Origin of the sequence: Bradyrhizobium sp. U531 (assembly GCF_051710265.1) — a bacterium.
Lineage (GTDB): Bacteria > Pseudomonadota > Alphaproteobacteria > Rhizobiales > Xanthobacteraceae > Bradyrhizobium.
This window is the reverse complement of sequence record NZ_JASVEN010000004.1, coordinates 83,184-106,158: the sequence shown is the minus strand read 5'-3', so window position 1 is coordinate 106,158 and position 22,975 is coordinate 83,184. Positions and strand designations below refer to the sequence as shown.

29 protein-coding genes and 1 tRNA gene are annotated in these 22,975 nt (G+C 64.7%); 13 read left to right on the top strand and 17 right to left on the bottom strand.

The genetic code is table 11. The features are described from left to right. The first annotated feature begins 82 nt into the window (after window positions 1–82). Window positions 83–544 carry a DUF2846 domain-containing protein gene (locus tag QRQ56_RS20015; RefSeq protein ID WP_438742519.1) on the top strand — a complete coding sequence of 154 codons (462 nt, stop codon included), beginning with the start codon at window positions 83–85 and terminating at the stop codon, window positions 542–544. A gap of 148 nt (window positions 545–692) precedes the next feature. Here QRQ56_RS20015 and QRQ56_RS20010 read toward each other — a convergent pair whose 3' ends face one another. Beyond that, window positions 693–986, bottom strand: coding sequence for a hypothetical protein (locus QRQ56_RS20010; RefSeq protein ID WP_438742518.1), 294 nt, complete (start codon window positions 984–986; stop codon window positions 693–695). Window positions 987–1,078: 92 nt separating this feature from the next. Then, on the bottom strand, window positions 1,079–1,237 hold the full coding sequence (locus QRQ56_RS20005) for a hypothetical protein (RefSeq protein WP_438742517.1): 159 nt from the start codon (window positions 1,235–1,237) through the stop codon (window positions 1,079–1,081). Between the two features lie 358 nt (window positions 1,238–1,595). On the opposite strand from QRQ56_RS20005, the gene QRQ56_RS20000 reads away from it, so the two are divergent. The 3 genes from QRQ56_RS20000 to QRQ56_RS19990 all read left to right on the top strand — a co-directional run bounded on the left by QRQ56_RS20000 (window position 1,596) and on the right by QRQ56_RS19990 (window position 3,163). Then, window positions 1,596–1,940, top strand: coding sequence for a DUF1236 domain-containing protein (locus tag QRQ56_RS20000; protein ID WP_438742515.1), 345 nt, complete (start codon window positions 1,596–1,598; stop codon window positions 1,938–1,940). A 72-nt stretch (window positions 1,941–2,012) separates the two neighbouring features. After that, window positions 2,013–2,411, top strand: a complete 399-nt coding sequence (locus tag QRQ56_RS19995; RefSeq protein ID WP_438742514.1) for a hypothetical protein — start codon at window positions 2,013–2,015, stop codon at window positions 2,409–2,411. Window positions 2,412–2,626: 215 nt separating this feature from the next. Next, the gene (locus QRQ56_RS19990) at window positions 2,627–3,163 is read left to right on the top strand and encodes a hypothetical protein (RefSeq protein WP_438742513.1); all 537 of its coding nucleotides are present in this window, start codon (window positions 2,627–2,629) and stop codon (window positions 3,161–3,163) included. A 112-nt stretch (window positions 3,164–3,275) separates the two neighbouring features. Here QRQ56_RS19990 and QRQ56_RS19985 read toward each other — a convergent pair whose 3' ends face one another. Beyond that, on the bottom strand, window positions 3,276–3,557 hold the full coding sequence (locus QRQ56_RS19985) for a hypothetical protein (protein WP_438742512.1): 282 nt from the start codon (window positions 3,555–3,557) through the stop codon (window positions 3,276–3,278). 41 nt (window positions 3,558–3,598) lie between these two features. Between QRQ56_RS19985 and QRQ56_RS19980 the strand changes: the two genes are divergently transcribed. Further along, complete coding sequence (locus QRQ56_RS19980) at window positions 3,599–4,027, top strand: hypothetical protein (protein ID WP_438742511.1); 429 nt, start codon at window positions 3,599–3,601, stop codon at window positions 4,025–4,027. Window positions 4,028–4,085: 58 nt separating this feature from the next. On the opposite strand, the gene QRQ56_RS19975 is transcribed toward QRQ56_RS19980, so the two are convergent. From QRQ56_RS19975 to QRQ56_RS19950, 6 genes are all read right to left on the bottom strand, one after another. Then, window positions 4,086–4,544 (bottom strand): hypothetical protein, encoded by a 459-nt coding sequence (locus QRQ56_RS19975; RefSeq protein ID WP_438742510.1) that lies wholly within the window; start codon window positions 4,542–4,544, stop codon window positions 4,086–4,088. Between the two features lie 33 nt (window positions 4,545–4,577). After that, a complete protein-coding gene (locus tag QRQ56_RS19970) occupies window positions 4,578–4,796 on the bottom strand; it encodes a hypothetical protein (protein WP_438742509.1) in 219 nt (72 codons plus the stop codon). A gap of 87 nt (window positions 4,797–4,883) precedes the next feature. Continuing rightward, on the bottom strand, window positions 4,884–6,443 hold the full coding sequence (locus QRQ56_RS19965; protein WP_438742508.1) for a hypothetical protein: 1,560 nt from the start codon (window positions 6,441–6,443) through the stop codon (window positions 4,884–4,886). Between the two features lie 82 nt (window positions 6,444–6,525). Next, entirely contained in the window at window positions 6,526–7,668 is a 1,143-nt protein-coding gene (locus tag QRQ56_RS19960; protein WP_438742507.1) for a glycoside hydrolase family 5 protein, read from the bottom strand. A 2-nt stretch (window positions 7,669–7,670) separates the two neighbouring features. After that, entirely contained in the window at window positions 7,671–9,872 is a 2,202-nt protein-coding gene (locus QRQ56_RS19955; protein ID WP_438742505.1) for a GumC family protein, read from the bottom strand. Window positions 9,873–9,962: 90 nt separating this feature from the next. Continuing rightward, window positions 9,963–10,592 carry a LysR family transcriptional regulator gene (locus tag QRQ56_RS19950; protein ID WP_438742504.1) on the bottom strand — a complete coding sequence of 210 codons (630 nt, stop codon included), beginning with the start codon at window positions 10,590–10,592 and terminating at the stop codon, window positions 9,963–9,965. Between the two features lie 142 nt (window positions 10,593–10,734). Here QRQ56_RS19950 and QRQ56_RS19945 point away from each other — a divergent pair, with 142 nt between their 5' ends. After that, window positions 10,735–11,967: an MFS transporter gene (locus tag QRQ56_RS19945; protein WP_438742502.1), complete on the top strand. Its 1,233-nt coding sequence runs from the start codon at window positions 10,735–10,737 to the stop codon at window positions 11,965–11,967. On the opposite strand, the gene QRQ56_RS19940 is transcribed toward QRQ56_RS19945, so the two are convergent. Both QRQ56_RS19940 and QRQ56_RS19935 read right to left on the bottom strand, forming a co-directional pair. Continuing rightward, a complete protein-coding gene (locus tag QRQ56_RS19940; protein WP_438742501.1) occupies window positions 11,960–13,003 on the bottom strand; it encodes a zinc-binding dehydrogenase in 1,044 nt (347 codons plus the stop codon). The two genes, QRQ56_RS19945 and QRQ56_RS19940, sit on opposite strands and share 8 nt — an antisense overlap. 13 nt (window positions 13,004–13,016) lie before the next feature. Beyond that, window positions 13,017–13,682: a class I SAM-dependent methyltransferase gene (locus QRQ56_RS19935; protein WP_438742500.1), complete on the bottom strand. Its 666-nt coding sequence runs from the start codon at window positions 13,680–13,682 to the stop codon at window positions 13,017–13,019. A gap of 370 nt (window positions 13,683–14,052) precedes the next feature. Here QRQ56_RS19935 and QRQ56_RS19930 point away from each other — a divergent pair, with 370 nt between their 5' ends. The 4 genes from QRQ56_RS19930 (at window position 14,053) to QRQ56_RS19915 (ending at window position 16,072) form a co-directional block, all read left to right on the top strand. Further along, window positions 14,053–14,592, top strand: a complete 540-nt coding sequence (locus tag QRQ56_RS19930; protein ID WP_438742498.1) for a GreA/GreB family elongation factor — start codon at window positions 14,053–14,055, stop codon at window positions 14,590–14,592. 9 nt (window positions 14,593–14,601) lie between these two features. Further along, window positions 14,602–15,042, top strand: a complete 441-nt coding sequence (gene rnk / locus QRQ56_RS19925) for a nucleoside diphosphate kinase regulator (protein ID WP_438742497.1) — start codon at window positions 14,602–14,604, stop codon at window positions 15,040–15,042. A 235-nt stretch (window positions 15,043–15,277) separates the two neighbouring features. Continuing rightward, window positions 15,278–15,541 (top strand): hypothetical protein, encoded by a 264-nt coding sequence (locus tag QRQ56_RS19920; protein WP_438742495.1) that lies wholly within the window; start codon window positions 15,278–15,280, stop codon window positions 15,539–15,541. 171 nt (window positions 15,542–15,712) lie between these two features. After that, the gene (locus QRQ56_RS19915; protein ID WP_438743010.1) at window positions 15,713–16,072 is read left to right on the top strand and encodes a BA14K family protein; all 360 of its coding nucleotides are present in this window, start codon (window positions 15,713–15,715) and stop codon (window positions 16,070–16,072) included. 67 nt (window positions 16,073–16,139) lie between these two features. Here the strand turns inward: QRQ56_RS19915 and QRQ56_RS19910 are convergent, their stop codons facing one another. From QRQ56_RS19910 to QRQ56_RS19885, 6 genes are all read right to left on the bottom strand, one after another. After that, a complete protein-coding gene (locus QRQ56_RS19910) occupies window positions 16,140–17,036 on the bottom strand; it encodes a hypothetical protein (protein WP_438742493.1) in 897 nt (298 codons plus the stop codon). A 100-nt stretch (window positions 17,037–17,136) separates the two neighbouring features. Continuing rightward, a complete protein-coding gene (locus QRQ56_RS19905; protein ID WP_063199905.1) occupies window positions 17,137–17,445 on the bottom strand; it encodes a HigA family addiction module antitoxin in 309 nt (102 codons plus the stop codon). A 13-nt stretch (window positions 17,446–17,458) separates the two neighbouring features. After that, window positions 17,459–17,656: a type II toxin-antitoxin system RelE/ParE family toxin gene (locus QRQ56_RS19900; RefSeq protein WP_438743009.1), complete on the bottom strand. Its 198-nt coding sequence runs from the start codon at window positions 17,654–17,656 to the stop codon at window positions 17,459–17,461. 165 nt (window positions 17,657–17,821) lie between these two features. Next, window positions 17,822–18,178, bottom strand: coding sequence for a 6-carboxytetrahydropterin synthase QueD (queD, locus tag QRQ56_RS19895; protein ID WP_438742490.1), 357 nt, complete (start codon window positions 18,176–18,178; stop codon window positions 17,822–17,824). A gap of 84 nt (window positions 18,179–18,262) precedes the next feature. Then, window positions 18,263–18,339 (bottom strand) — tRNA-Arg (locus QRQ56_RS19890). Between the two features lie 298 nt (window positions 18,340–18,637). Next, entirely contained in the window at window positions 18,638–20,137 is a 1,500-nt protein-coding gene (locus QRQ56_RS19885) for an ATP-binding protein (protein WP_438742489.1), read from the bottom strand. A gap of 364 nt (window positions 20,138–20,501) precedes the next feature. Between QRQ56_RS19885 and rpmH the strand changes: the two genes are divergently transcribed. Genes rpmH through yidC form a run of 3 tightly spaced genes read left to right on the top strand, consistent with a single transcriptional unit; the run spans window position 20,502 to window position 22,942 of the window. Continuing rightward, window positions 20,502–20,636, top strand: coding sequence for a 50S ribosomal protein L34 (gene rpmH, locus QRQ56_RS19880; RefSeq protein WP_008542748.1), 135 nt, complete (start codon window positions 20,502–20,504; stop codon window positions 20,634–20,636). Between the two features lie 28 nt (window positions 20,637–20,664). Then, a complete protein-coding gene (gene rnpA / locus QRQ56_RS19875; protein WP_438742487.1) occupies window positions 20,665–21,075 on the top strand; it encodes a ribonuclease P protein component in 411 nt (136 codons plus the stop codon). A gap of 16 nt (window positions 21,076–21,091) precedes the next feature. Beyond that, a complete protein-coding gene (gene yidC / locus QRQ56_RS19870; RefSeq protein ID WP_438742485.1) occupies window positions 21,092–22,942 on the top strand; it encodes a membrane protein insertase YidC in 1,851 nt (616 codons plus the stop codon). The last annotated feature ends 33 nt before the right edge of the window (window positions 22,943–22,975 follow it).

Here is a 22,975-nt window from a genome sequence, read left to right as displayed (position 1 = left end):
GCGGCACGACCAGAAGTCGCGATTGACTTCGCGTACCACCCTCGCCAATGATCCCCCGGGGACTGTGAATCAGGGGGTTGGAATGGGCTTGCGTCCGGGGATCTTGGTTGCGGCTTTCTTGCTTGCGGGGTGTGCGTCAGGGCCGATGGGCAGCACGGCTCTGACAGATAACGTCAAGGCCAATACCGCACGGCTGGTGGTCTATCGCTCATCCGCCCTGGGTTTCGCAATCCAGCCGAATTATTCGGTCGATGGACGCGCCGTTGGAGGCAGTCAGGCTGCGGGTTTCCTGGCCTGCGACCTGCCTCCGGGCCGCCACGAGGTCGCAGTCAACAATCTTCCGCTGAGCAGCAACCTGTTCGGGCAGGGCAGCGAGAAGGTGAGCGTGGATCTGCGCGCCGGCAGCACCACCTACCTCTCCGCCCAACCGCAGATGGGAATCATCACGCCCGGTGCAATCACGTTGATCCAGGTCACCGAAAGCCAGGGCCGTGCCGACGTCGCCAGCCTGCATCAGAGCAATAGCTCATGTGGCAAGGCTTGATCTGAGGCGCTTCGCCAGGGCGAGACGGACGCGGACAGGCTGCTGACGCTCCCGAGCACAAAGACATTGCTGCGCTATGCCGAGGCGACCGGGAGCAAGTTTCGCGTACGACTATCGGCGGCCTGATGCTGCCCATTACGCACGCGACCTAGCGCGGATTTGACCGTTCGAGGAAAGCACGCCACTCCTCTTCGATCGTCGTGCGATAGATTCCGGGCGGCAGCGGGCCGTCGTCCTTGGTCGGGAGGTTGTTCGAGTTCAGGAAGAGTCCGAACAACGGGATACATTGTCTGATGAAGTAGTTCTCGGCCTCGCCGGGCATCCGAACGCCGGCGGCTTGCGCGTCGGCAGCGTGCGCGCGGACGCAAGATCTGAGACGGGAGACTGACGCTTCCTCCGCCTGAGCGGATGCCGCGAGCGGCAACACGACGAACAACGACACAAGCGCAGTTTTCAACGGCCCCCCTCCTGCCGGCAGCAGGATTGGAGCGAGCCATTGCGACGGAAATATGAGGCAAGCCCGCACAAGCGGTCTCAAAACAAAGCCGCGTTGGCCGCTTGATTGTAGATCATGGCGACGACGAGCGAGAGCAGCAGGCCCGCGCCGGCGAAGATCGCCAGCACTTTCAGGGTTTCGACGTCGATATCAGTTCGCGTTGCGCGGGATATTGCCCTTGCCAGTGCAGCCATCATCGCCAGCTCCGAACCGGCCGCGCGGTGGCGAGGCCTTGGGTTCATCTAGCGTCATCGGCGAGTTTTGCGTGTGAAGCAGATTACAGGTGGGCTTGCGGGCTGCAGGCCCCTGTTTCATCACTCACGGAAGACCGGGGCCTTCGCATTCAGTGCATGTGGCCGATGAGATAGATGCCGCCGCCGACGACCAGCATGGCGGGCACGGCCCAGAGAATGAGTAGGGGCATTTTCCTCTCCTCCAATCAGCTGCTCCCGAGCACACAACGGGAAAAAGTGGCAAACGTTCCTCGACGAACGGAACGGGCCGGCGGATGGCGAGTTCATCGCAGCGCCGCATACAGCGGTGAAGGAGAATGCGATGAAGAAATTCATGCTGATATCGGCAGCTGCCCTGCTCGTCTCGACCAGCGCGATGGCTCAGACCACTGTCACGACAACGACAGGCGCGGGTCATGGCGCGACCGTCCAGATCGAACCGGAGTATCGCACCAGGATTCGTTCCTACGTCACCGAGCACAAGATCCGTCCCGTCGAAACGCGCGAGAAGATCGTCGTCGGCTCGCCGGTGCCGCGCGACGTCGAGCTCGCGACCGTTCCGAGTGACTGGGGTCCTTCGCTCACCAAGTACCGCTACGTCTATTCGGGCAGCCGCGTGATGCTGGTCGATCCAGACACGCGCATGATCGTCCAGGAGGTGGACTAACGCCGCCGCGCGGCTGGCCGTGGAGGAGCGGCCGGCCGCGCATCCAATTGCTTCATTTTCCGGTGGCGCTTGATGCCGATCATTCGATATGTCCTGTTTGCCAGCTGTTTCGTGCTGGCGCTGCTCTTTTTGCTGGATCGCTGGCTGCCGCCGCTCGGCGAAAATTCTGCCGGTCCGGAGGTGGATCGATCCATCATTCGCATCCACTCCGCGCGCGCCTGGCCGGAGAAAATCATCTTCGATACATCGACTCACATCGCCCCCACGTCCTCCTCGCCCGTGCTCGCCGCCGAGTCGCCAGACCACGCTGTCGGCAACGCGTTTGCGATGGCCGCACCGGAGCATCCGGAGAAGAAGATCACATCCCGGCCGCAGCCCGTCCGCGCCACGCGCTTTCGTTTTAAGCGAACAGCGGGCGCAACCTATTCACGCCGGCTCTCCGATCGCCAGGTGATGGTCGGGGCATTCTGAGAACTGTCCGTCGCGCTATCGCGGCGCACGGCCGCAGGCCTTCGCACAAATGAACATGGAATGAATGAACGCGGAACGTGGAAGCCCGCACGGAACTTCGCGTATCGCGGAAATCAACGCGTCAATGAGTCCTCCATCAGGAACGTTTGCGCGATTGCCAATTTATCCCGAGCCTTATTTGGCAATTTGTTTTTGGAAACCCTGGAGAAGACGACATGAGGATTCTCAAGCTTTCTGCGGCTGCGGCCGCACTGCTGGCCAGCACCGCGCTCGCCGTTGCGCAATCGAGTTCGACGGTCGGCACCGGCGGTACGTCAGCGGGTGGCGGCACCAGCAGCTCGACTGTGGGGACCGGCGGTTCGTCGGCCGGCAGCGGCACGGGCAGCGGCTCGGCTTCGACGCTCGGCACCGGCGGCTCGTCGGCGGGCGGCGGCACCAGCAGCTCGAGCGTTGGCACCGGCGGCTCCGCAGCCGGCAGCGGCACGGGCAGCGGCTCGGCTTCGACGCTCGGCACCGGTGGCTCGTCGGCCGGCGGCGGCAAGAGCTCGTCCAGCGTCGGCACCGGTGGCTCGGCAGCGGGCTCGGGCTCGGGCTCCGCATCGACCGTCGGCACCGGCGGTTCGTCCGCCGGCGACGGCAAGAGCGGCTCGACGGTCGGCGCGGCCGGCTCTTCGGCGGGCCATGCCAGCGACATGGGCATGGAGAAGGGCAAGGGCCACAACAAGGGTGAGATGAAGAAGGACAAGGATTGATGCCTTGAGAGGGAGCGGCAGCAATGCCGCTCCCTCGTCCTTGTTGGAGGAGAACGCGCATGAACAGATCAGTCATTGCGATCGCAACGCTGGCCTTGATGGCCGGCGCAGCTCAGGCGACCACCATGGAAAAGACCGGCAAGACGGCATCGGGTGAGACCTGCAAGGTCACGGTCGAAAAACATGCCGACGGCAGCATCAGCGCGGCGGGCGCATCGGGATCGGGCACCACGGGATCGACGGCGTCGAGCGGTTCGCTGTCGAGCTCGAGCTCGGCCGGCGGATCATCGGTGCACGTGCAGGCTGGCGGCGGCAGCGTCTCCAGCTCGTCATCGACCGCAGGCGGGCCCGGCGCGACCAGCGCCAGCACCATCACGGTCAACGGCTGCACCATTTCGACATCGTCCCCGTAGGGATTCACAGAGAGGATTGAACATGAGAACGCTATTTGCGACCGCGGCAGTCGCAGCTCTGCTTGCCGCCACCTCACCGGCTCTCGCACAAAAGAGCGTCACGGGCGGAAGCGGCGGCTCGGCCGCAGCCGGCGGCACCTCGGCCTCGACGGTTGGCACGGGCGGCACGTCCACCTCGGCGACCGGCAGCACCGGCTCATCGATCGCTGCCGGCGGAAGCGCCGCTGCCGTCGACGGCAAGGCGCAGACCGGCGTCAGCACAAACAAGGGCAACGGCCCCGTGATGAACTCCAACGCGCGGGCGCAGGCCCATGAGGGCGGCACGTTCAGCCGCTCGCATACGCGCACCCAGGTCAAGGCCGGCGAGGAGGTCGGCTCGACCACCAAGACGATGTCGCATGTGCCGGGCTCCAAGCCCACGATGTCGACGACGTCGACGACCGCGCGCTAACCCTCACGCCCCCTGCTGCCCGACTTGCTCGGGCAGCTTTTTTTCTTGCTGGTTCGCTTCAGTCGGCGCGCAGGCTGTGGCTGATCCGCGTGACCACGCCGTCCCACTGCCGCTTCTCGGCCGCTGGATAATTGATCAGCACGCAGTGCACATAGCCGCGCGTAAAATTGCAGCGGTTGTACCAGATCTTGTCGCGCCGGGTGCTGGAGACGACGAAGAAATTCCGGGTGACGCGCTTGTAGATGATCCCGGACGGCGGATTCTTCCTGGCCAGGAACTCCGCCGGCGAAAGCCCTTCCTGATTGGAAACGGCCTGCACCGAGAGGTCGGCTCGGCCATCGGAGGTGCGAAACTGCTGGCCGTAGCCTTCGGGCTTGCCGGCGATCTCCGTGAACAGCGACGCGGGAATGTCGACCGCCGTTCCGGTTTCGGCGATCCGATAGCTGGTCCAGCTCTCCGCCCGCGCGGCGGACAGCGTGGCAAGCAGCGCGAAGCCGGCAGCGAGTATCGTCTTCATGTGCACTTTCATCCCTTGCTCAATTCTTGCTCTTCAATCGCGCGGCAGCAGCTGCAGCTCCATCAGGGCGATCTGTTGCAGGTCGGCGACGTTGCGCTCGCCCGCGCCAGCGGTGCGCAGGATCGATTCCGCGAGCGCGTTGACGTGCGAGGCATGCACGGGCTCGGGCAGGCTCGCAACTGCGCCTTCCAGAGCGCTCGTCATGATCCCGATCACCTCGGGGGAGAATGCGGCGTTGGAAAAATTCTTCATCGCATGAACCGGGCCCTGTGCGGACCGTCGGCTCAACGCCGGGAAAAAATGGAAGTTCCTGCGATAGAGGCGCAGTCTGACGCGGAGCTAGGCCACGGGCTGGTAGTGCGTGAGGGGCTCGAATTCCGCCTCCTCGCTCGCGGCGACCTGCATCCTCACATGGCCGCCGATGACGAGGCCGGTGAGCGAGAGCATGAGTCCCAGCGCGAGCGGCGCGAACAGGGCCTCCTCCTGGAACAATCCGTTGAGCAGCACGACCATGACGCCGAAGCCGGCGAGCCCTTGCGTCAGAAATCCCGACGAGGCGTAGAGCCGCCAGGCCCTAAGCGCCATCGCGAAATAGAACGCCAGCAGCGCGAAGGCGCCGATGCCCATCTGGTACAAGAGCACGCCGATCGCGCTTTCGACCGCGCCGTCGATGGTTCCGGCCGCCTGTGCCGCGCTCCAGTCGATGGAGAAATAGCTGTCCGACAAATTGCCGCCGATGCCAAGGCCCCGGCCAAAGGGCCTCTGCACGAATCCATCGAGGCCGCCCATGAGCCCAATGACGTGATAGTCGCCGATCTGGAGACCAAGACGAATTGCCAGAATGGCAAACGCGATCATGCCGAGGAAGCCGAGCAACAAGGTCACCACGGCGCCGAGCACGCGGGTGCCGATCCAGGCCGCGACCACGAAGATGACCGTAATCAGCGCGCCCTTCACGCTGCAGAAGACCAGCAGCGGCAAAGCCGCGAGGGCCAGCAGCGGCCGTCCCACCGAGAACAGGAACAGGACGAGAAAGCCGACCCCGTAGGCGAAGCTGATCGGGTGCATGTTCGGACCGTTGATGCGCAGCATCTTCGACAGGCCGAAGCCTTCGAGCAGGGGCGTGTTCAGGAAGTCGAAGCTGAAGCGGTCCTTGAGATCGACCGGCACGTTGCCGGTGGCCCGCATCTGGGCTTCCCAGACGCCCGAATGGGTCGCCTTGAGCTCGTCGAAGCCCCAGAACGTATAGCTGTTGGTGATCGCCAGCCAGCCGTCGCGGAACGCAAATTCGACGTAGCCGCAACCGACGAGGATGACCGCGAGCGTCACCAGGAACGGCGTGATGCGCACCTCGTAGGTGGCGGCCGTCAGAAGCGAGAGCTGGAACAGGAACAGCGGCAGCACGATGTTGCGCAGATAGACCGCCGCCGGCTGTCCATCCTGGATGAAGCCGATCGCGAAATACAGCGACACCACGGCGAGGGTGGCGACGCCCCAGCGCATGATCTTGTTCACCTCGGCCGATTGATTCCTCTGGCCCAGCACGTAGAGGCCGAACGTCGCCAGCCACATCACGGAGCAGACGAGAAAATTGTAGCCCTTGATGAAGTCGAGATCGGAGGGCAGCGGCACCAGCGGCGACAGAATCGAGACGAACAGGTTCTGGAAGAACAGAACGAAGATCGCGATGGCCGGCGCATAGGTCGGGACCGCCAGCACGATGGCGATGCCGACGAGAACCTCGACGACGATGGCCAGAGCCGGATTCGCCAGATGCAGCACCGGCGCAAAGCCGATCGTTGCCGTGGCGATGCAGAACGTCGCGGCGAGTTCGCGCCAGGCCGGCGGCGATGGCTCGGCCTGCACGCTCTGGTCCAGCGGTGGGTTGGCGGCGCTCATCGATCGTCCCTTGGCATCGCGCGGCGACACGATAGCGGGGCGATGGGTAAGGAGTCGTTAACGATCCCGGTTCGCGCCGGCGTCAGCGCCGGCCGGGCCGGCCCGCGCCGCCGAGCAATGCGCGCATCACGTCGGGATCGGGCCTGCCGGTGCTGCGGTCGACCAGGCCAAAACCCTGCGCCAGCTCCCAATGCGTCCAGCCCCAGCAATGCTCCCTGGCATAGGCTGTGACCTCCGCCAGCCAGCGCAACCGGCTCTGTCTGGGCGCGCCGGCTTTCAGCACGCCGAACTCGTTGACGATGATCGGCCGCTTGAACTGCTGCTGCCATTCGAACGCAGGCGCGAGCCAGCGGTCGGCCCCCGGCTTGTCCCTGGCCGCGGCGATCGCAATGTCGAGCATGCCGAGCGCCTTGGCCGCGCCCCTCGCCTGCAGATCCCCGCGGATCGCCTGCACCTTAGGATCGCCGGCATTGATCGGATAAGGCAGATCGATGATGTCGTGCAGCGGATCCTGCGCATCCCAATGGGCCTGATGGGTGAACACCATGGGATCGTAGAAATGGATGGCATAGACCACGTCGGGATCCGCCAGCGGACGAAACCGCGGCAGCGAGTCCGCGCGCTGCCAATTGACCGGACCGACGACGAGCGTGGTGGTTGGAAGCAGTTTGCGCACGAAGGCGGCAAGCGTTTCGACCTGGGTTTGCCATCGGTCGGCGTCGATATCGGGCTCGTTGAGCAACTCGGCGAAGACACGATCGGTGGGATAGGATCGCATGACCCCGGCAAGACCGCTCCAGGCCTCCTGCATCTCATGCAGCGACGCGTCCGGCTCATCCTTGTGCAGACGGTTGAAGCGGTCGCCGGGATGAAGATCGACCGAAACGGCATAGCCGAGCGCGGTGAGCTGCTTCAGCGCCTTGTCGAGCACGCCCAGCGTTTCGTCGCGCTCGGCCTTCGCGGCGAAATGCGGCATCACGCGCTCCGCCGGCACCGGCAGCCGGACATGACTCATGCCCGACTTTCGTAATTGCTGCAGCAGCTCGCGGCTCGGCACCTCGCCGTTGATCCAGCCATCGGCATTGAAGCCGCGCGATAGCGCGGCGAGCCGCACGGGTGCGACCGTCTGCGGCACGGGCACGCACATGTCGGCGAAGGCCGGCGCGCCGGAGGGGATGAACAGGAGCATCACCGCGGCCAGCAGACGGCGGCGCGAGGCTGTCATGGTCAAACCGCAAGACCCAATGCACCGCCCTCGGGGTGCGGCGCCTGCGTGCCCGCGGGCGCATGATTGACGACGAGACCCGTCGGCACGGCCTCGTAGCGCGACAGCGCCGCGGTCACCCGGCGCATCGCCGCCGATCCGAGCTCGCCGGCACGCGCCACCAGCACGATCAGATCGGCATGCGCCGCCAGCGCGACGGCGTCGGGCTGAAGTGCGAGATTGCCGGCATGGACGATGATCAGGTCGAACTCCGAACGAATATCGTCCTCAGGTCGCGCATCGGCCTTGCGGCCGGCGCTCAGGAGCTCGTCGATCGACTGAAGGCCCGCCGTGGTCGAGCCGTCATTCCATTTGGTCACCGGAGGCTGGTGGCCGGAGAATTCCCCCTGCAGCCGGATCAGGACGCTCATCATGCCGCGGTTCACGGCGGCACGATTGAGCGAGCGCGCGACGGTGTTGCCGCCGGCGCTCTTGCCGACCGACAAAACCAGCGCGACCTTGCAGCCGCGCACCGGCACGCGATCGATCCGCTCCAGCAGCGGCCGCAGATAGACGCCGAGATCGAGCTCGGCCGACGCGGCGACCGGCCTTTGCCAGACCGTGGTGGGGCCGGTCCCGGACACGAGATCGGGGATGCGGGCCCAGACCGGAAGTCGCGGCATCGCCTCCGGCCGGCCCGCGGCGACGGCCGGCGCTTGCACTTGCGGCGGAGCTTGCGGTTGAACCTGCGATGGGACTTGAGGCTGGACTTGAGATCGGGCTTGCCGACCTTGCGTGTCTGCCACGGCCGCAGGCACGGGAGCCTCGGAGGAGGCAGGCGCCCCGGACATGCTCGCCATCGCGGCAACGCCGGCCGTCGATGTCAGCAGCGAGGCGATCGCCAGCGCCGCCAGCAGCAGCGCGAGCGGCGGGCGCGTCGAACGCAGCGGCGGAATGGCCGGCGAAGCGATCTTGGTCTGCGAATTCTGCAGCTGACGCTGCTCGTTGGTGGTCTTGAACCGCGACAGGAACTGCTCGTAGATGTTCCGGTTGGCGTCGGCGTCGCGCTGCAGCTCCTGCAGCTTCACCAGCGCCTGCCCGTCGACCAGCATCTGTGTCTCGACTTCCTTGAGCTGCTTTTCCAGCGCCTTCTGCTGCTCTAGCTGGGCTTCATATTCCGACTTGGCGGTGTCGATGTTCTTCTTCCGCTCGACCTCGATCTGGCGGTTGATGTCCGCCAGCTGGCTGTAGGAGATCGCGAGGTCGGGATGGCGGTCGCCAAACACGGCCTTCTTCTGCGCGATCTGGTCGTTCAGGGTCGAGCGCTGCGCGCGCAGCATGCTCAACAGGTCCTGCTTCACCGGTCCTTCGACATTGGCCTTGAGATCGCGCTGCACCTGGTCGTAGCGCGCCTTGGCTTCCTCGGTGCGGAGGCGCGCGGCGGAGACCTGCTGGTTGATATCGGTCACCCGCAATTGCTGGGTGGTCGAATCCTTGCCGGCATTGAGGATCTTGTGCTCGAGCCGGAAGGCGGCAACGGCGTCTTCCGATGCGCGCAGCCGCTCGTTCAGCGTCTTGAGGCGATCCTTGAGCCAGTCGGCGGCCTCGTCCGTGGCGGCGGTGCGGACGCGGCCCTGGCTCGCGACGAACGCCTCGGCGATCGCGTTGGCGTAGTAGGCGGCCCGCTCGGAACGGTTCGAGGTGAAGGAGATGGCAATGACGTAAGTGAGCCCGCGGCGCGTGATCTCGAGGCGGCTGCGGAATTTCTCGAGCAGGCGCGTCATGTCGGTATGACCGCCCGCGATATCGTCGTCCTCGGCGATCTTGAGCTGCTCGATCAGCGGACGGAGAAAGCCGTCGGATTTGGCGATCTCGATCTGGCTCTGGAGCGCCGCGGCATCCTGGCCGATGCCGGGCAGCACGTCCTGCTCCGTGGTGACACGGAGCTCGCGCGGATCGAGCACGACGAGCGCCGTCGCGGCATAGCGGACCGGCAGAACCATGAGAGCGACGACGCCGAGGGCAAACAGCGCCACAGCCAGCGTCAGAATCCGCCTTCCGTTCTCGCGGAAGAACGCGAGCGCCCCGGAGACCGTGAGCGATCCCCTGATCAGTCCCGGCGCGGCGCCATCGGGCCTGGTCTGCGCAGCCCGCGGCGCTTCCCACGAAGCCGCAGGCTCCGTCGGGGCGATGCTTCGCGGAGATGCGCGGCTACCGAACGCCATGGTTCGCAATCAACTCACAGACACAATTCAGAGGCTTGCGACACCGTAAATATCCATGGTTAACCGGCGGTTACGGCCGGCGCGAAGACCTCAGGGCGCGCGGCCCTGGGATGCCGGCAGCAGCGGCGCCCTGGACGCCGCCGCATGCGCGAGCGCGACATCGCCGAGCAGGCAGGACCGCAGGGTTTCGATTTCAGGGCATTCGGCGGTTCCGAGCGGCCCGATCAGGAAGCCGCGCGCCAGCGGCTCGCACCGATAGCCCGGACAGCGCTGCACCCGGTCCGCGATCACGACGTCGACCTTGCCTTCGAGCAGCTCGTGCAGCCCTGCCGGCTGGCTGATGCGGATGGCGAGCTGGGGATGGACGCGGCGGATCTTGGCAAGGCGCGTTCGCAACCCCTCGACGGCAAAACTCGCATGGAGGCCGATATGCAGCATGCTGGTGACGCCCTCGGGCTTGAGCTCGGCAGTCGCCTCGGCAAGGCAGCGAAAGGCCTGTCGGACCTGCGCCAGATAGGGTTCGCCAGCCGAGGTCAGAATGACCTGCCGTGTGCGGCGCTCGAACAACTGCACGCCGAGCCGCTCCTCCAGCAGGCGGACCTGCTGGCTGATCGCACCTGCGGTGACATGCAGCTCGTGGGCGGCCTGCTTGAAGCTGAGATGACGCGCGGCGGCCTCAAAGGCGCGCAAAGCATTGAGTGGCGGCAGCAGATACGTCATGGCCGGCTCCGGACGATGCGGGGAAAGGGGCAGGATGCATGAGTTTTGCTCGCGCGACAAAAGAGAAATCCTGCTTTGTCGCCGCTGACGGCGGGCGATAGCCCAGGGCTGATCTCAAGTGCAGCCCAAGGAACCCACCGTAGTGCCGCCCCAAACGCCGTCGATCGAAAACTCCTATTCCTGGATTCGTCTCACCGTCAGCATGATCCTCAGCACGCTGGGCTGCGTCGGCATGTGGTCGCTGGTCGTGGCGTTGCCGGCGGTGCAGGCCGATTTCAACGCGCCGCGCGCCGAGGCGACCCTGCCCTACACGCTCGCCATCATCGGCTTCATGATCGGCGGCATCGTCGTCGGCCGCCTCGCGGATCGCTTTGGCATCCTGCCGCCGCTGGCCGGCGGCACGGTCCTGATGAGCCTCGGCTACGTCCTCAGCGCCTTCGCGCCGAGCTTGTCCGTGTTTGCACTGATCTCGGGCGTCACGATCGGCCTCGGCGGCGCGGCCAGCTTTGCGCCGCTGGTGGCCGACGTCTCCTTGTGGTTCGACAGACACCGCGGCCTCGCCATTTCTCTGGCGACGGCCGGCAGCTCTCTTGCCGGCGTGGTCTGGCCACCACTGGTTCAACACGCCATCGCCGCACATGGCTGGCGACAGACCCATATCGGCATCGGCCTGTTCTGCCTGGCGACGATGCTGCCGCTCTCCCTGGTGTTGCAGCGGCGGCCGGCTGTGCCCAATGCCGCGCGCGAAGTGGCGAGCGGAAGCACGACGATGCAGACCATCGGCCTGCCGCCGTCCGCCACCCAGGGCTTGCTCGCCTTGGCCGGCATATGCTGCTGCGTCGCCATGGCGATGCCCCAGGTCCATCTGGTGGCCTATTGCGGCGACCTCGGTTACGGCTCCGCACGCGGCGCCGAGATGCTGGCGGTGATGCTCGGCTTCAGCGTGGCGAGCCGTCTCGTCTTCGGCTGGCTGTTGAACCGCATCGGCGGCCTGCCCACCCTGCTGCTGGGCTCGGCGATGCAGGCGACAGCGCTTGCGCTCTATCTGCCGTTCAACGGGCTGGTCTCGCTTTACGTGGTGTCCGCGATTTTCGGACTGGCGCAGGGCGGCATCGTGCCGAGCTACGCGGTGATCATCCGCGAGCTGTTTCCGGCGCGGGAGGCCGGCTTTCGCATCAGCCTCGCCATCTCGGTCACGCTTGCCGGCATGGCGCTGGGTGGCTGGATGGCCGGCGCGATCTTTGACCGGACCGGCTCCTATGCCTCGGCGCTGGTCAACGGCATCGCCTGGAATATCGTCAACATCGCGATCGCCGCCTGGCTGCTGCAGCGCCAGCGCCGACATATCGTCGGCGCCTGCGTTGCGGTCAGCTGATGTTCAGCAGGATTCGTCCAGATGTGCCGCTGCGCATCAAATCCAGCGCGTCGTTGACGTCGTCGAGCGCGAATTCGTGCGTCACGATCCCGCGATAGTCCACCTTGCCGGCGTCACTCAGACGAACCAGCCGCGGAATATCGCGCGCCGGCTGGCATTGCCCACCTTCCGAACCCTTCAGCACCTTCTCGAAGTGTAACGGCAGCGTGTAGATCTCGGCCTTTTCGCGGGGAACGCCGACGAGAATGCAGCGGCCCTTCTTCGCTGTGATCTCGTAGGCGAGCTCGATCAGATTCTTGACGCCGGTGGTCTCGACGACCTTGTCGGGGCCATCAGCGCCGGTGATCGCCCGAATCTCGGCAGCGACATCCTTGACCGCCTCGGAGTTGATGAGGTGGGTGGCGCCGAACTTCTTGGCCATTTCGAGCTTGTTGTCGAGGCGGTCGATCGCGATCACCGGATAGGCCCCGACCATCGCGGCGAACTGCACGATGTTCAATCCGACGCCGCCGACGCCGAACACGACGACGGCTTCGCCGATGGCGATCTGCGCGTCGTTGTTGACGACGCCGAGCGCGGTCGTCACGGCGCAGCCGAGCAGCGGCGCGCTGGTGCGGTCGATCGAGGCAGGCACGGGCGTGACGCGATTCTCCGACACCACCGCATATTCGTTGAAGGTGGTGACCCAGCCGGCATTGAGGCGCTTGCCGCGCCAGGAATAGGCCGGCGTGTTGGCCTGGACGCCCTTGCCCGGCCGCCAATGCATGACGACGGTGTCGCCCTGCTTGCAGGAGACCACGCCGGGTCCGGTTTCGACGACGGTGGCCAGCGCTTCGTGTCCCAGCAAGTGCGGCAGGAACTTGTCGACGCCCTTGACGGCGTCGATCTCGTTGATCTGCGCACCGCAGATGCTCGACGTGTGCACGTGCACCAGCACCTGGCCGTGTTCGAGCCTGTCCGGCAAATTGAACTCGTCGACAATCAGCGGCTTGCCCGATTCGACGAGGATTGCCGCCTTGGCAGTCTTGATGTCCATGGGAAGCGCCCGATCACTCGAAATAGATGAATTCGTAATCGCCGGTGTAACCGAGCTTGCCGTACAGCCAGATCCATTCCGAGGTGTGCAGGATCGACTCCGCGGTCAGCGCCCAGCATTCGAGGTTGTGCAGCTCGGCGACGTTCCGGTAGCCCTCGACCATGACGTATTTGTTCTTGCCGACCCGCTCGACTTCCTTGAGCGCCGCCTCGAGCTCGTAGAGCCTGAGATTGTGCAGGGTCCCGAGCGAGATCACGAGGTCGAAACTGTCGTCGCCATAGGGATAGATGTCCTGGGCGCGATAGTTGAACAGATAGGGCCGCACCTGCTCGTGCGAATTGGCGAGGCCGTGCTTGGAGATATCGAAGCCGACGACCTTCAGGCCGGGCAGGATCTTCTGCATCTCGTACAGCAGGAAGCCCTTGCCGCAGCCGACGTCGAGCACGCTGGAGCCGTCCTTGAGGCCATAGGTCTCGATCAGCGCCTTGGCGACCGGCGCCCAGCGCCCCTCCATGAAACGGTAGCCGCCATAGCCGAAGCGGCGATCGCCATCCCAATAATCGGCCTCGTATTCCCGCGCCTTCAGCGAGCAGCCGATCTTGTCGTCGTTCATGCGCCCCATGTAGTCGCGCTTGGTCGCGGTATGCAGCGGCGTCACGATATTCAGGAGTCGTCCCATTTAGCCCTCGGATTCCAGCACGCGATAAGATTATCGCGACCGGCAGGGGAGCCCTGAGTCGCGACTTGCGAATCCTTCTAGCACTGGTGGTCGGGATCATCATTGCTGCAGATCAATGATGGGGAATCCTGCGGCCGCGCGGGTTCCCATGCTGGCAGCCACAGGGGGCTGTGGCTTGCATCGCCGCCAGGTCATGGCCCGCTGCGAAGCTTGAATCACTCGCCGCTGTGCGGTTTCGCCGCAATGTCTCCAGCCAAGGGAGCCACTATATTCAGAACGTCATGGCATATGTCGTCGACATAGACGCGCGCACCGCGCGTTTTGGTCTTCACGCCGGCCGCCTCCAAGCAGGCGGTTAGCCGGACGGTGCGTGCGCCGTCCGGGCTCTTTTCCAGCTTTCGTGACCTCTCCCCGAGAGGTCGTCTTGAAGCAGAAGGAGTGTGCCGTGCTGCCTCTTCCAAAAATCGCGCTCAACGCATCGGACTATCCCCGGCTCGAACAGCTTGCCCGCCGCGCCGCACAGCGAGGTGATCTGGACGGGATTTTCCTCCTGGGTGAGATCAACCGAGCCGACATCGTGCCGGACGCGTGGGACGATCTCGGCTCCCGGGTGATCGTGGGATCATGGGTCACCTTTTGCACCAATTGGGGCGTTCCGCGTCGCACGGTGCAATTGGTCTGGCCCGAGGAGTGCTGGTCGGATCCGGCCCGCATCTCGATCCTGTCACCTCTGGGAGCGGCCTTGATCGGCCTGCGGGTCGGCGATCAAATGCCGTACTTCGTCGCCGGTTGCCTGAACGTCGTCAGGGTTGAGACCATCAACCGATCGAGCCCGAACGTCGTCAATCTGTTTCCGGCGAGCCGGCGCGGCAGGCCGCTCGACGACGATCCCGGACCGACTGCAGCATAGGAGAAATCAATGCAGGACTTTGAAGCCGAGATTAAGGGAGACCATCTCGTGTTGCCGCCGATCATGCTCGCAAAAGACGAATCGCAGCGTCTCAGCTCGCTGGCGAATTCGACCATGGACCTGTTTCCTGGTGTCGCTCAGTTTCTGGCTCGCGAGCTGGACCGCGCGACGGTCGCGGAAGAGCACGATTTGCGCGGCGTGGTCAGAATGGGCTCCAAAGTGACCTATCGCGATGACAGGGGTGCGAGCCGTGAGATCGTGCTGGTCTATCCGCACGAGGCCAACATCGCGCTCAGCCGGATTTCGATCCTGACACCCGTCGGAGCGGCCCTGATCGGCCTTTCGGTGGGACAGCGCATCGCGTTCGAGACGCCGGACAAGCGCATCAGAGGCCTGACCGTTCTTGCTGTCTCCGAGTCAGAAATGATCGACGGATCCGACCGAGCATGACTGTCTCGCAATAGCGGGCGCGCAGCTCCGGATGCGCGCCCTCTTGCCGGCGTGGCCTACCGGGCAGGTTGCGACGACCTGCAACTTGCTGCAGCTCAACGAATACGCTTCCGGGCCTCGCTACCATGCTTCGGCAGGCGAACTCATAGAAGCGGCGAGGAGGTCGGCATCGTCAGGGAACACCTCATCGCCCCTTCGCAATTGAGTTTCGTCGGGCACGACAATGGGAACAACCATGAAGAACATCAGTGCCGGCCAAATCGCCCTGTTGATTGCTCTCGGAGCCATGTTGATCCTCACCGCTGTTTGGGGAGTTTCCGTCTGGGAAACCAGCGGCGGCGTCGAGATGGGCAAGCATGGCTGGATCGCGCTCGGTCTCGGAGCCTTCTTCTCACTGCTGATCGGTTGCGGGCTGATGGCCCTGATGTTCTTCAGCAGCCGCAGCGGTCACGATGATGTCGCCGATCCCTTCCGGCGGCGGGACCGCGAGGACAGCTAGACGCGGGCCGGCGCGGTGTTTCGTAATGCTGGGCGCGTTTGCTCTCGGACTCGCATCCTTACGAACAATTCATTTTCTGCGACCCTCTGACGCTCTCCGCGTGTTGCAGGAACGGAGCCGGCAAGCGGCCGTTGCTCCAGCATCCTCAACGACATGGAGCTTGATATGACAATGCGTAGAACTTTCGTCGCCCTCGCGGCCGCCGGGGTGATGCTCTCGACAGCGGCATCGCAGGTGGTCGCGGCGCCTTTGCCGATTGCAAACCCCTCGCCTGACAACAGCGTGCAGCAGGTGCAGTACCGTCATGGGCACGGACATCGGCATGGCTATTACGGGCACCATCACGGTCATTACGGTGGCGGCGCGGCCGTCCTGGGCGGCCTCGCGGCCGGCGCCATCATCGGCGGCGCAATCGCCAACAGCCAGGCTCAATCCAATGCCGCCGCCTATTGTGCGCAGCGTTATCGCTCCTACGATCCGGGCTCTGGGACCTATCTCGGCCACGACGGCATGCGTCACGCCTGCCCATGATAAGCGCCTGAGCCCGCGGCAGCCTCTTCGCGCGGCGAGAGGCTGCCGGCACTCGGCACACCTCCCGTCACAGCTTTCCGTAGACCCGCGTCGCGACCGCCTTCAGACGTTCGACCGAACCGGACTCGGCGTGCGGCTTGACCGGTGCGAACAGGATCGAGGCCTGCTTGCCGTTCTTCCAGACGAAGATGTTGACGGCGTTGCCGTTGCCCTTGGTGCAGGAATGCTCGCCGAACGCTTCGCCGCCGAGTTCGGGAATCGCCACGTGCTTGCAGGGGCCCGCACGCTTCATCATGCCGGCGGCGGTGCCGCGCGAGGTCGCGATCACCGCGACCGTCATGGTGTTGGCCTCGCGATCGAACATCATGCAGCTGCCCGCGCCGGTCCGCTGCACCGTCAGCGTGCTCGCGTCGAGAAAGCCGTCGGCATCGCCGGCCGTGAGCCACTCGCACGTGCCGAACCGCTCGCTGCTTTTGCTGACACTGCCAATGGCAATTCGCGCAGCTTCGGTGATCGGCCCGAGCAGCGCATCGTCGGCGCGCCGACCGATCGGATAGACGGTGAGCTGCAGAATGGAGTCGCCTGACAAGGCGACGACCGAGGCCTCCTGGCGCTCCGCGCCGGCACCGCTCGTTCCGCCCTGGCCTTCCTCGCCGATCCCCGCAACTGGGCTGAGCGGCATGCGCTCGCCGAGCGTCTTGACGAAGGTCGCGTACAATTCCCTGGCGCGGTCCTTGTCGGGATTGCGGAACACGGAGAGCATCATCGTGTCGCCGCGCCCGGCCTGGTAGATGCAGCCGCGGCCGTCCTGATTTGAAATCAGCGACCATTTGAGCGCCGGCATCGCACGGGCGAGCTCCTGGGCGCTGATGAACGGACAGGTTTCGGCCGCGGTGGCTGGAAGCACCGGGGCGGCTATCAGGAATAGAACGAGGAGGATGAACAGGCGATCGATGCTGCGCATGGGGCGTAATTACTACCGGAATGGCGCGCCGCGGCCAATGAAGAGGGGCGCTGCGGCTAAAAGTGATCCGCGCGATTGCGCAAGGATTTCCAACCCGCGATCAGGCGGCCGGTTTAGCTTCGCGCGCTGGGGCGATCTTGCGCAGCGTGGCACCCAATTCATCCTCGGCCCGTTCAAGGTCATACTGTGTCTGGATGCCCATCCAGAAAGCGGCCGAGGTGCCGAAATATCTGCCGAGCCGAAGGGCCGTGTCGGCGGTCACCGGGGTTTGTTCATTGGCGAGCCGCTCAATTCGCGTGCGCGGCACGCCAACGGCACGAGCCACCGCGTAAGGCGAGAGGTCCAGGGGGCGCAGGAATTCCTCGCGCAGGACTTCTCCGGGATGAACAGGAGGAAGTTTCTTGGCCATGCCAGTATGCCTCTCAATGATAATCCACGATCTCGACCTCCTCCGGTCCCTGATCGCTCCATACGAATACGATCCGCCACTGATCGCTTATTCGGATTGAATGCTTGCCAGCGAGGTCGCCTCGCAGAGCTTCCAGCCGGTTGCCCGGTGGCGCCACGAGATCACCAAGCATTGTGGCATTGTTCAGTTGCACCAACTTTCGGCGGGCCACTTTGGCAACGTCGGTCGGAAATTCCTTCGGAACGCGCCGCTGTTGGAAAATCAACGCAGCGAACGTCGCGCACGGCCGATTTGAACGTCCGCCCCTCGGATTCGTCGTCTGACGCCATCCAGTCGATCTGGGGGAGGCCCGCGCCGGATGAGCGCAGGGCCGTCGTCACTGCCCGTTATATTCGGCCCAGCAGTCCGCGGTTTCATAAACCCGCACCGCCGAGAGTTGCGAGAGGCTCGGCTTCAAGCGGTCCCAGATCCATACCGCGATGTTCTCGGCGGTCGGGTTCTCGAGGCCTTTGACCTCGTTCAGGCAATGGTGGTCCAGCGCGGCCATGATGTCGGCGAAGCTGCTTTCGATGTCGAAGAAATCGGCGACGAAACCGGTGTACGGATCGACCGGTCCGTCCAACTGGACCTCGACCCGATAGGAATGACCATGCAGCCGCCGGCATCGGTGCGTCTCAGGCACGTTGGGCAGCCGATGCGCCGCCTCGAACTTGAACGCCTGCGATATCCTCATCCAGCTCCTCACAAGGCATAGCCATCCGGTCTCGGGCCCGTCTGGCGACCAGATGCTGCTTGGTCCTGACCTTTCGGCGAAGAATGGCGCGCCCGGAACGATTCGAACGTCCGACCCTCAGATTCGTAGTCTGATGCTCTATCCAGCTGAGCTACGGGCGCGTTTTTCGCGAACAGTGCGGGCCTAGGCCCGCAGGCAGCCTCCGGACAGCGCCGGAGGGGTGCGAAAGAGCGCTCTGACTAACCGCTCTTGCCCCGATTGGCAAGGTCCGGGATGGGGAGATTTTCGCGGACCTCCACCTCGTTGTCGTCATTCCGGGATGGCCGAAGGCCAGGCCCGGAATCCATAACCCCGGCTCGCGGGTATGGATTCCGGGCTCGCGACTTCGTCGCGCCCCGGAATGACAGGATAAATGGGCGCGCGCACCGCCCAGAGACCGCCCGCTAGGCCGCTGGCCGACTACGCCCGCTGCCGCTCGTTGCGGATCGAGAGCAGCTCCACCGGGCGGTCGGGGATGACGATGCGGAAGGTGGCGCCGATGGTGCCTTCGACCAAGTGAATGTCGCCGCCATGGGCGCGGACCAGCTCGGCGGCGATGGCGAGGCCAAGGCCACTGCCGCCGGGTCGGCCGGAGGTCTGGAACGCCTCGAACAGATGGTTCCTGGTCTTCTGGGGTACGCCGGGGCCGGTGTCGGAGACTTCGAGGATCGCGACCGCGCCTTCGCGCTTTCCGGTGATCCGGATCTGCTGCGGGCCGCCCTCGCCGGTGGAATGGCTCTCCAGCGCCTGGGCCGCGTTGCGGACGAGGTTGAGCAGCACGCGGAACAGCTGATCGGGGTCGGCATCGATGGCGAGCCCGCGCTCGATCGCCGCGACCCAGGCGATCGAGGCGTCGGAGGCAAGACCTGCGGTCTCGCGCACCTCCAGCACCACGGGCTCGATCATGATCATGCGGCGGTCGGGCGCGGCCTCCTGGGCGCGGCCATAAGAGAGTGTCGACTGGCAGAAGGCGATGGCGCGCTCGAGCGAGCGAACGAGTTTCGGTGCAAAGCGCTGCACCCGCGGATCCGGCACGCTGGCGAGCTGATCCGACAGCAATTGGGCCGAGGCGAGCAGGTTGCGCAGATCGTGGTTGATCTTGGACACCGCGAGGCCGAGGGCGGCGAGACGACTTTTCTGATGCAGCATCGACATCAGATCGCGCTGCATGTCGGACAATTCGCGCTCGGCAACGCCGATCTCGTCGCTGCGCTGCGTCGGCACGATGATTCCGGCCGAACTTTCAGGGTTTTCGTGAAAGCCGACCAGGCTCGCGGTCAGCCGCCGCATCGGGCGAACGAACAGAAAATGAAGCGCGAAATAGACCAGTCCCGCAGTCAGGACGCCGATGATCAGGGCGACCACCACGACGTTGCGGGAGAAGCGGTACATCTGCTGCCGCAGCGGCAATTCGTCGGTCACGATCTCGACGAACTGGGCATTGCCGACGCCGGGGCCGACGATGCGGATCGGCTGGTTGCCGGTCTCCAGCATCATCTGGAACGAGCCGATGATCGCCTCCCACACGGTCATGTCGCGCAGGTCGACGTCGTGCTCGATCGTGGCAGGTAGATTGTCGCTGGCGAGCAGGCGGCGCTGCTGGCCCATCTTGATGGCGACGGCGCGGGCGTTGATGCTCTTGAGGATCTGGCGCGACAGCGAATCGGGAACCATGCCGAGCGGCGCAGCGTCCAGCACCAGGGCGGCCGTATTGGCCGCGGCGACGCGGTCGTTCAGCCGGTTGACCCAGAAGTTGGCGATGGCGGGCACGTAAAGCAGGCTGGCGGCGATCATCACCAGGGGAACGGTCAGCAGCAGCAGCTTGCCCGACAGGCCGAGCCCGCGCGTCCCGCGGGAGCGCGTCGCCGGCTGGTCCGGCTGATCCTGATCCTGGATCGGCTGGCGGTCTGTCGCTGCCACGAAATTCGCCCTCGCTGCCTTGGCCTATGAAGGATTGGCGGTAGAAAGATGCGGCCCGACCCCGGTCGGGTCAAATTACGGATCGCTAATCTGCCGAGGTGGGATGTAAGCGCTGATATCGCGAGTCGCCACCTCAAGGGTTAAAAACCCCGCACAAACAGCGATATTCACTGAAAACGTGCGCTTGTGCGGCGTTGACGAAAACAAGGCGCTCGCTTATAAGCCGCGCAAATTGTCCGCGATGACCCGGTGTGACGCCGGGAGCGGCTCTCTTGGGGCCGAAAAAGGGCCCGTTTGGGGCCGCATCTTCCGGGCTTTACCATCAATTCTACAGGCAAATTGCCCGGTCAGCGGAGAAAAACCCGTGAAGCGGACTTATCAACCCAGCAAACTGGTGCGCAAGCGCCGTCACGGCTTCCGTGCCCGTCTCGCTACTGCCGGCGGCCGCAAGGTCCTCGCCGCCCGCCGCGCCCGCGGCCGCAAGCGTCTGAGCGCCTGAGCCGGACCCCCTTTTCCGGGATTTCATCATGGATCGGCTGAGGCAGCGGGCGGATTTCCTCGCCGTTGCCAATGGCGCGCGGGCGAACAGTCCCGCGTTCGTCCTGCAAAGCCGCCCCCGCGATGATTCCGGCCCTATCCGGATCGGCTTCACCGTTACCAAAAAGAACGGCAACGCCCCCGCGCGCAATCGCATCCGGCGCCGGCTTCGCGAACTGGTGAAGCGGCTCGATCCGGTGTCGATGCAGCCCCACCATGATTATGTGCTGGTCGGCCGAAGGGACGCGCTCTCGCGCCCCTTCGCCGCCATGCTCGACGATCTGCGCATAGCGTTCACGAAGCCCGCGCGGCATACGGCCAGAGGGTCTCACAAGGGACCCTCGACGGGACGTGGCCAAAAGCCAGGCGCCGCCGCCCCTGCCGGCCGCAAACCGGATTGATGACGAGACATTAGAGATGACCGACAATCGCAACACCATTCTCGCCGTCATTCTGTCGGGCCTCGTCCTGATCGCCTGGCAGTATTTCTACAATGTACCGGCGATGGAGAAGCAGCGCGCCCAGCAGCAGGCCCAGGCCGAGCTGCAGAAGAGCACGCCGCAGCCGACCGCCTCTGCGACGCCGGGCGCCGCGCCGCAGCCCGGTGCCGCGACCCAGCCGGCAACGCCGGGCGCCAGCCAGGCGGCCCAGCCGGTCGTGGCGCGCGACGCCGCGATCGCCGCCAGCCCGCGCGTGAAGATCGACACCCCGCGCATCGTCGGCAGCATCTCGCTCAAGGGCGGCCGCATCGACGACATCGCACTGGTGCAGTTCCGCGAAACGGTCGACGCGAAGTCGCCGCCGATCATCCTCTATTCGCCCTCGGGCACCGCAGAGCCCTATTACGCCGAGTTCGGCTGGGTGGCGGCGACCGGCGTGACGTCGAAGATGCCGGATGCGCAGACCGTCTGGCAGCAGGACGGCAGCGGCAGCCTGACGCCGACGACGCCAGTGGTGCTGAGGTGGGAGAATGGCGACGGCCTCACCTTCCGCCGCACCGTCGCGGTCGACGACCATTATCTCTTCACCATCAAGGACGAGGTGAGCAATGTCGGCAATGCGCCGGTGACGCTCTATCCGTTCGCGCTGATCTCGCGCCACGGCGCGCCGCAGGTCTCCGGCTACTACATCCTGCATGAAGGCCTGATCGGCTATCTCGGCGACCAGGGCTTGCAGGAATATGCCTACAAGAAGATCGACGAAGCCAAGAAGGTCGACTTCAAGGCCACCAATGGCTGGCTCGGCATCACCGACAAATACTGGGCCTCGGCGCTGCTGCCCGACACCAACGCGCAGCTGCAGGCACGCTTCTCCTCGAACCCGGTCGGCAACGTCCACACCTACCAGACCGACTATCTGCTCGATCCCGTCACCGTCGCGATCGGCGGCACTGCGACCGCGAATGCGCGGCTGTTCGCGGGTGCCAAGGAAGCCGGCGTCGTCGGCGTATTCCCGCTCGCCGGCCTCGGTGGCTACAACAAGGAGCTCGGCCTCAACCATTTCGATCTGTTGATCGACTGGGGCTGGTTCTACTTCATCACCAAGCCGATGTTCCTCGGTCTCGACTTCTTCTACCGCTTCTTCGGCAATTTCGGCATCTCGATCCTGCTCGTGACCGTGATCGTGAAGCTGCTGTTCTTCCCGCTGGCGAACAAGTCCTACGCTTCGATGGCGAAGATGAAGTCGGTCCAGCCGCAGCTTGCGGCGCTGAAGGAGCGCTACCCCGACGACAAGGTGAAGCAGCAGCAGGAGATGATGGAGATCTACCGCAAGGAGAAGATCAATCCGGTCGCCGGCTGTCTTCCCGTGGTGATCCAGATCCCGGTGTTCTTCTCGCTCTACAAGGTGCTGTTCGTCACCATCGAAATGCGGCACGCACCGTTCTTCGGCTGGATCAAGGACCTCTCGGCGCCGGATCCGACCAATTTGTTCAACCTGTTCGGGCTGATCCCGGTCGATCCGACCACCATTCCGGTGTTCGGCCATTACCTCGCGCTCGGCATCTGGCCGATCATCATGGGCATCACGATGTGGTTCCAGATGAAGCTGAACCCGACGCCGCCGGATCCGACCCAGCAGATCATCTTCAACTGGATGCCGCTGATCTTCACCTTCATGCTGGCGGGCTTCCCGGCGGGTCTTGTGATCTACTGGGCCTGGAACAACACCCTCTCGGTGCTCCAGCAGAGCTACATCATGCGCCGCAACGGCGTGAAGGTGGAGCTGTTCGACAATCTCAAGGCGACGTTCGCGAGGAAGGCGACGTAGGCATCGTCATTGCGAGGAGCGAAGCGACGAAGC

Bases quoted from the DNA above. Each gene is read 5' to 3' on its own strand.
- yidC (WP_438742485.1), top strand. From the start codon at position 21,092: ATGACCGACAATCGCAACACCATTCTCGCCGTCATTCTGTCGGGCCTC.
- QRQ56_RS19950 (WP_438742504.1), bottom strand. From the start codon at position 10,592: ATGACGTATCTGCTGCCGCCACTCAATGCTTTGCGCGCCTTTGAGGCC.
- QRQ56_RS19960 (WP_438742507.1), bottom strand. From the start codon at position 7,668: ATGACAGCCTCGCGCCGCCGTCTGCTGGCCGCGGTGATGCTCCTGTTC.
- rnk (WP_438742497.1), top strand. From the start codon at position 14,602: ATGCAGGACTTTGAAGCCGAGATTAAGGGAGACCATCTCGTGTTGCCG.
- QRQ56_RS19935 (WP_438742500.1), bottom strand. From the start codon at position 13,682: ATGGGACGACTCCTGAATATCGTGACGCCGCTGCATACCGCGACCAAG.
- QRQ56_RS20015 (WP_438742519.1), top strand. From the start codon at position 83: ATGGGCTTGCGTCCGGGGATCTTGGTTGCGGCTTTCTTGCTTGCGGGG.
- QRQ56_RS19965 (WP_438742508.1), bottom strand. From the start codon at position 6,443: ATGAGCGCCGCCAACCCACCGCTGGACCAGAGCGTGCAGGCCGAGCCA.
- QRQ56_RS19975 (WP_438742510.1), bottom strand. From the start codon at position 4,544: ATGAAGACGATACTCGCTGCCGGCTTCGCGCTGCTTGCCACGCTGTCC.
- QRQ56_RS19985 (WP_438742512.1), bottom strand. From the start codon at position 3,557: ATGGTGCAGCCGTTGACCGTGATGGTGCTGGCGCTGGTCGCGCCGGGC.
- QRQ56_RS19980 (WP_438742511.1), top strand. From the start codon at position 3,599: ATGAGAACGCTATTTGCGACCGCGGCAGTCGCAGCTCTGCTTGCCGCC.
- QRQ56_RS19970 (WP_438742509.1), bottom strand. From the start codon at position 4,796: ATGAAGAATTTTTCCAACGCCGCATTCTCCCCCGAGGTGATCGGGATC.
- rnpA (WP_438742487.1), top strand. From the start codon at position 20,665: ATGGATCGGCTGAGGCAGCGGGCGGATTTCCTCGCCGTTGCCAATGGC.
- QRQ56_RS19910 (WP_438742493.1), bottom strand. From the start codon at position 17,036: ATGCGCAGCATCGATCGCCTGTTCATCCTCCTCGTTCTATTCCTGATA.
- QRQ56_RS20005 (WP_438742517.1), bottom strand. From the start codon at position 1,237: ATGATGGCTGCACTGGCAAGGGCAATATCCCGCGCAACGCGAACTGAT.
- QRQ56_RS19990 (WP_438742513.1), top strand. From the start codon at position 2,627: ATGAGGATTCTCAAGCTTTCTGCGGCTGCGGCCGCACTGCTGGCCAGC.
- QRQ56_RS19995 (WP_438742514.1), top strand. From the start codon at position 2,013: ATGCCGATCATTCGATATGTCCTGTTTGCCAGCTGTTTCGTGCTGGCG.
- QRQ56_RS19940 (WP_438742501.1), bottom strand. From the start codon at position 13,003: ATGGACATCAAGACTGCCAAGGCGGCAATCCTCGTCGAATCGGGCAAG.
- QRQ56_RS20000 (WP_438742515.1), top strand. From the start codon at position 1,596: ATGAAGAAATTCATGCTGATATCGGCAGCTGCCCTGCTCGTCTCGACC.
- QRQ56_RS19920 (WP_438742495.1), top strand. From the start codon at position 15,278: ATGAAGAACATCAGTGCCGGCCAAATCGCCCTGTTGATTGCTCTCGGA.
- QRQ56_RS19905 (WP_063199905.1), bottom strand. From the start codon at position 17,445: ATGGCCAAGAAACTTCCTCCTGTTCATCCCGGAGAAGTCCTGCGCGAG.
- queD (WP_438742490.1), bottom strand. From the start codon at position 18,178: ATGAGGATATCGCAGGCGTTCAAGTTCGAGGCGGCGCATCGGCTGCCC.
- QRQ56_RS19915 (WP_438743010.1), top strand. From the start codon at position 15,713: ATGCGTAGAACTTTCGTCGCCCTCGCGGCCGCCGGGGTGATGCTCTCG.
- QRQ56_RS19955 (WP_438742505.1), bottom strand. From the start codon at position 9,872: ATGGCGTTCGGTAGCCGCGCATCTCCGCGAAGCATCGCCCCGACGGAG.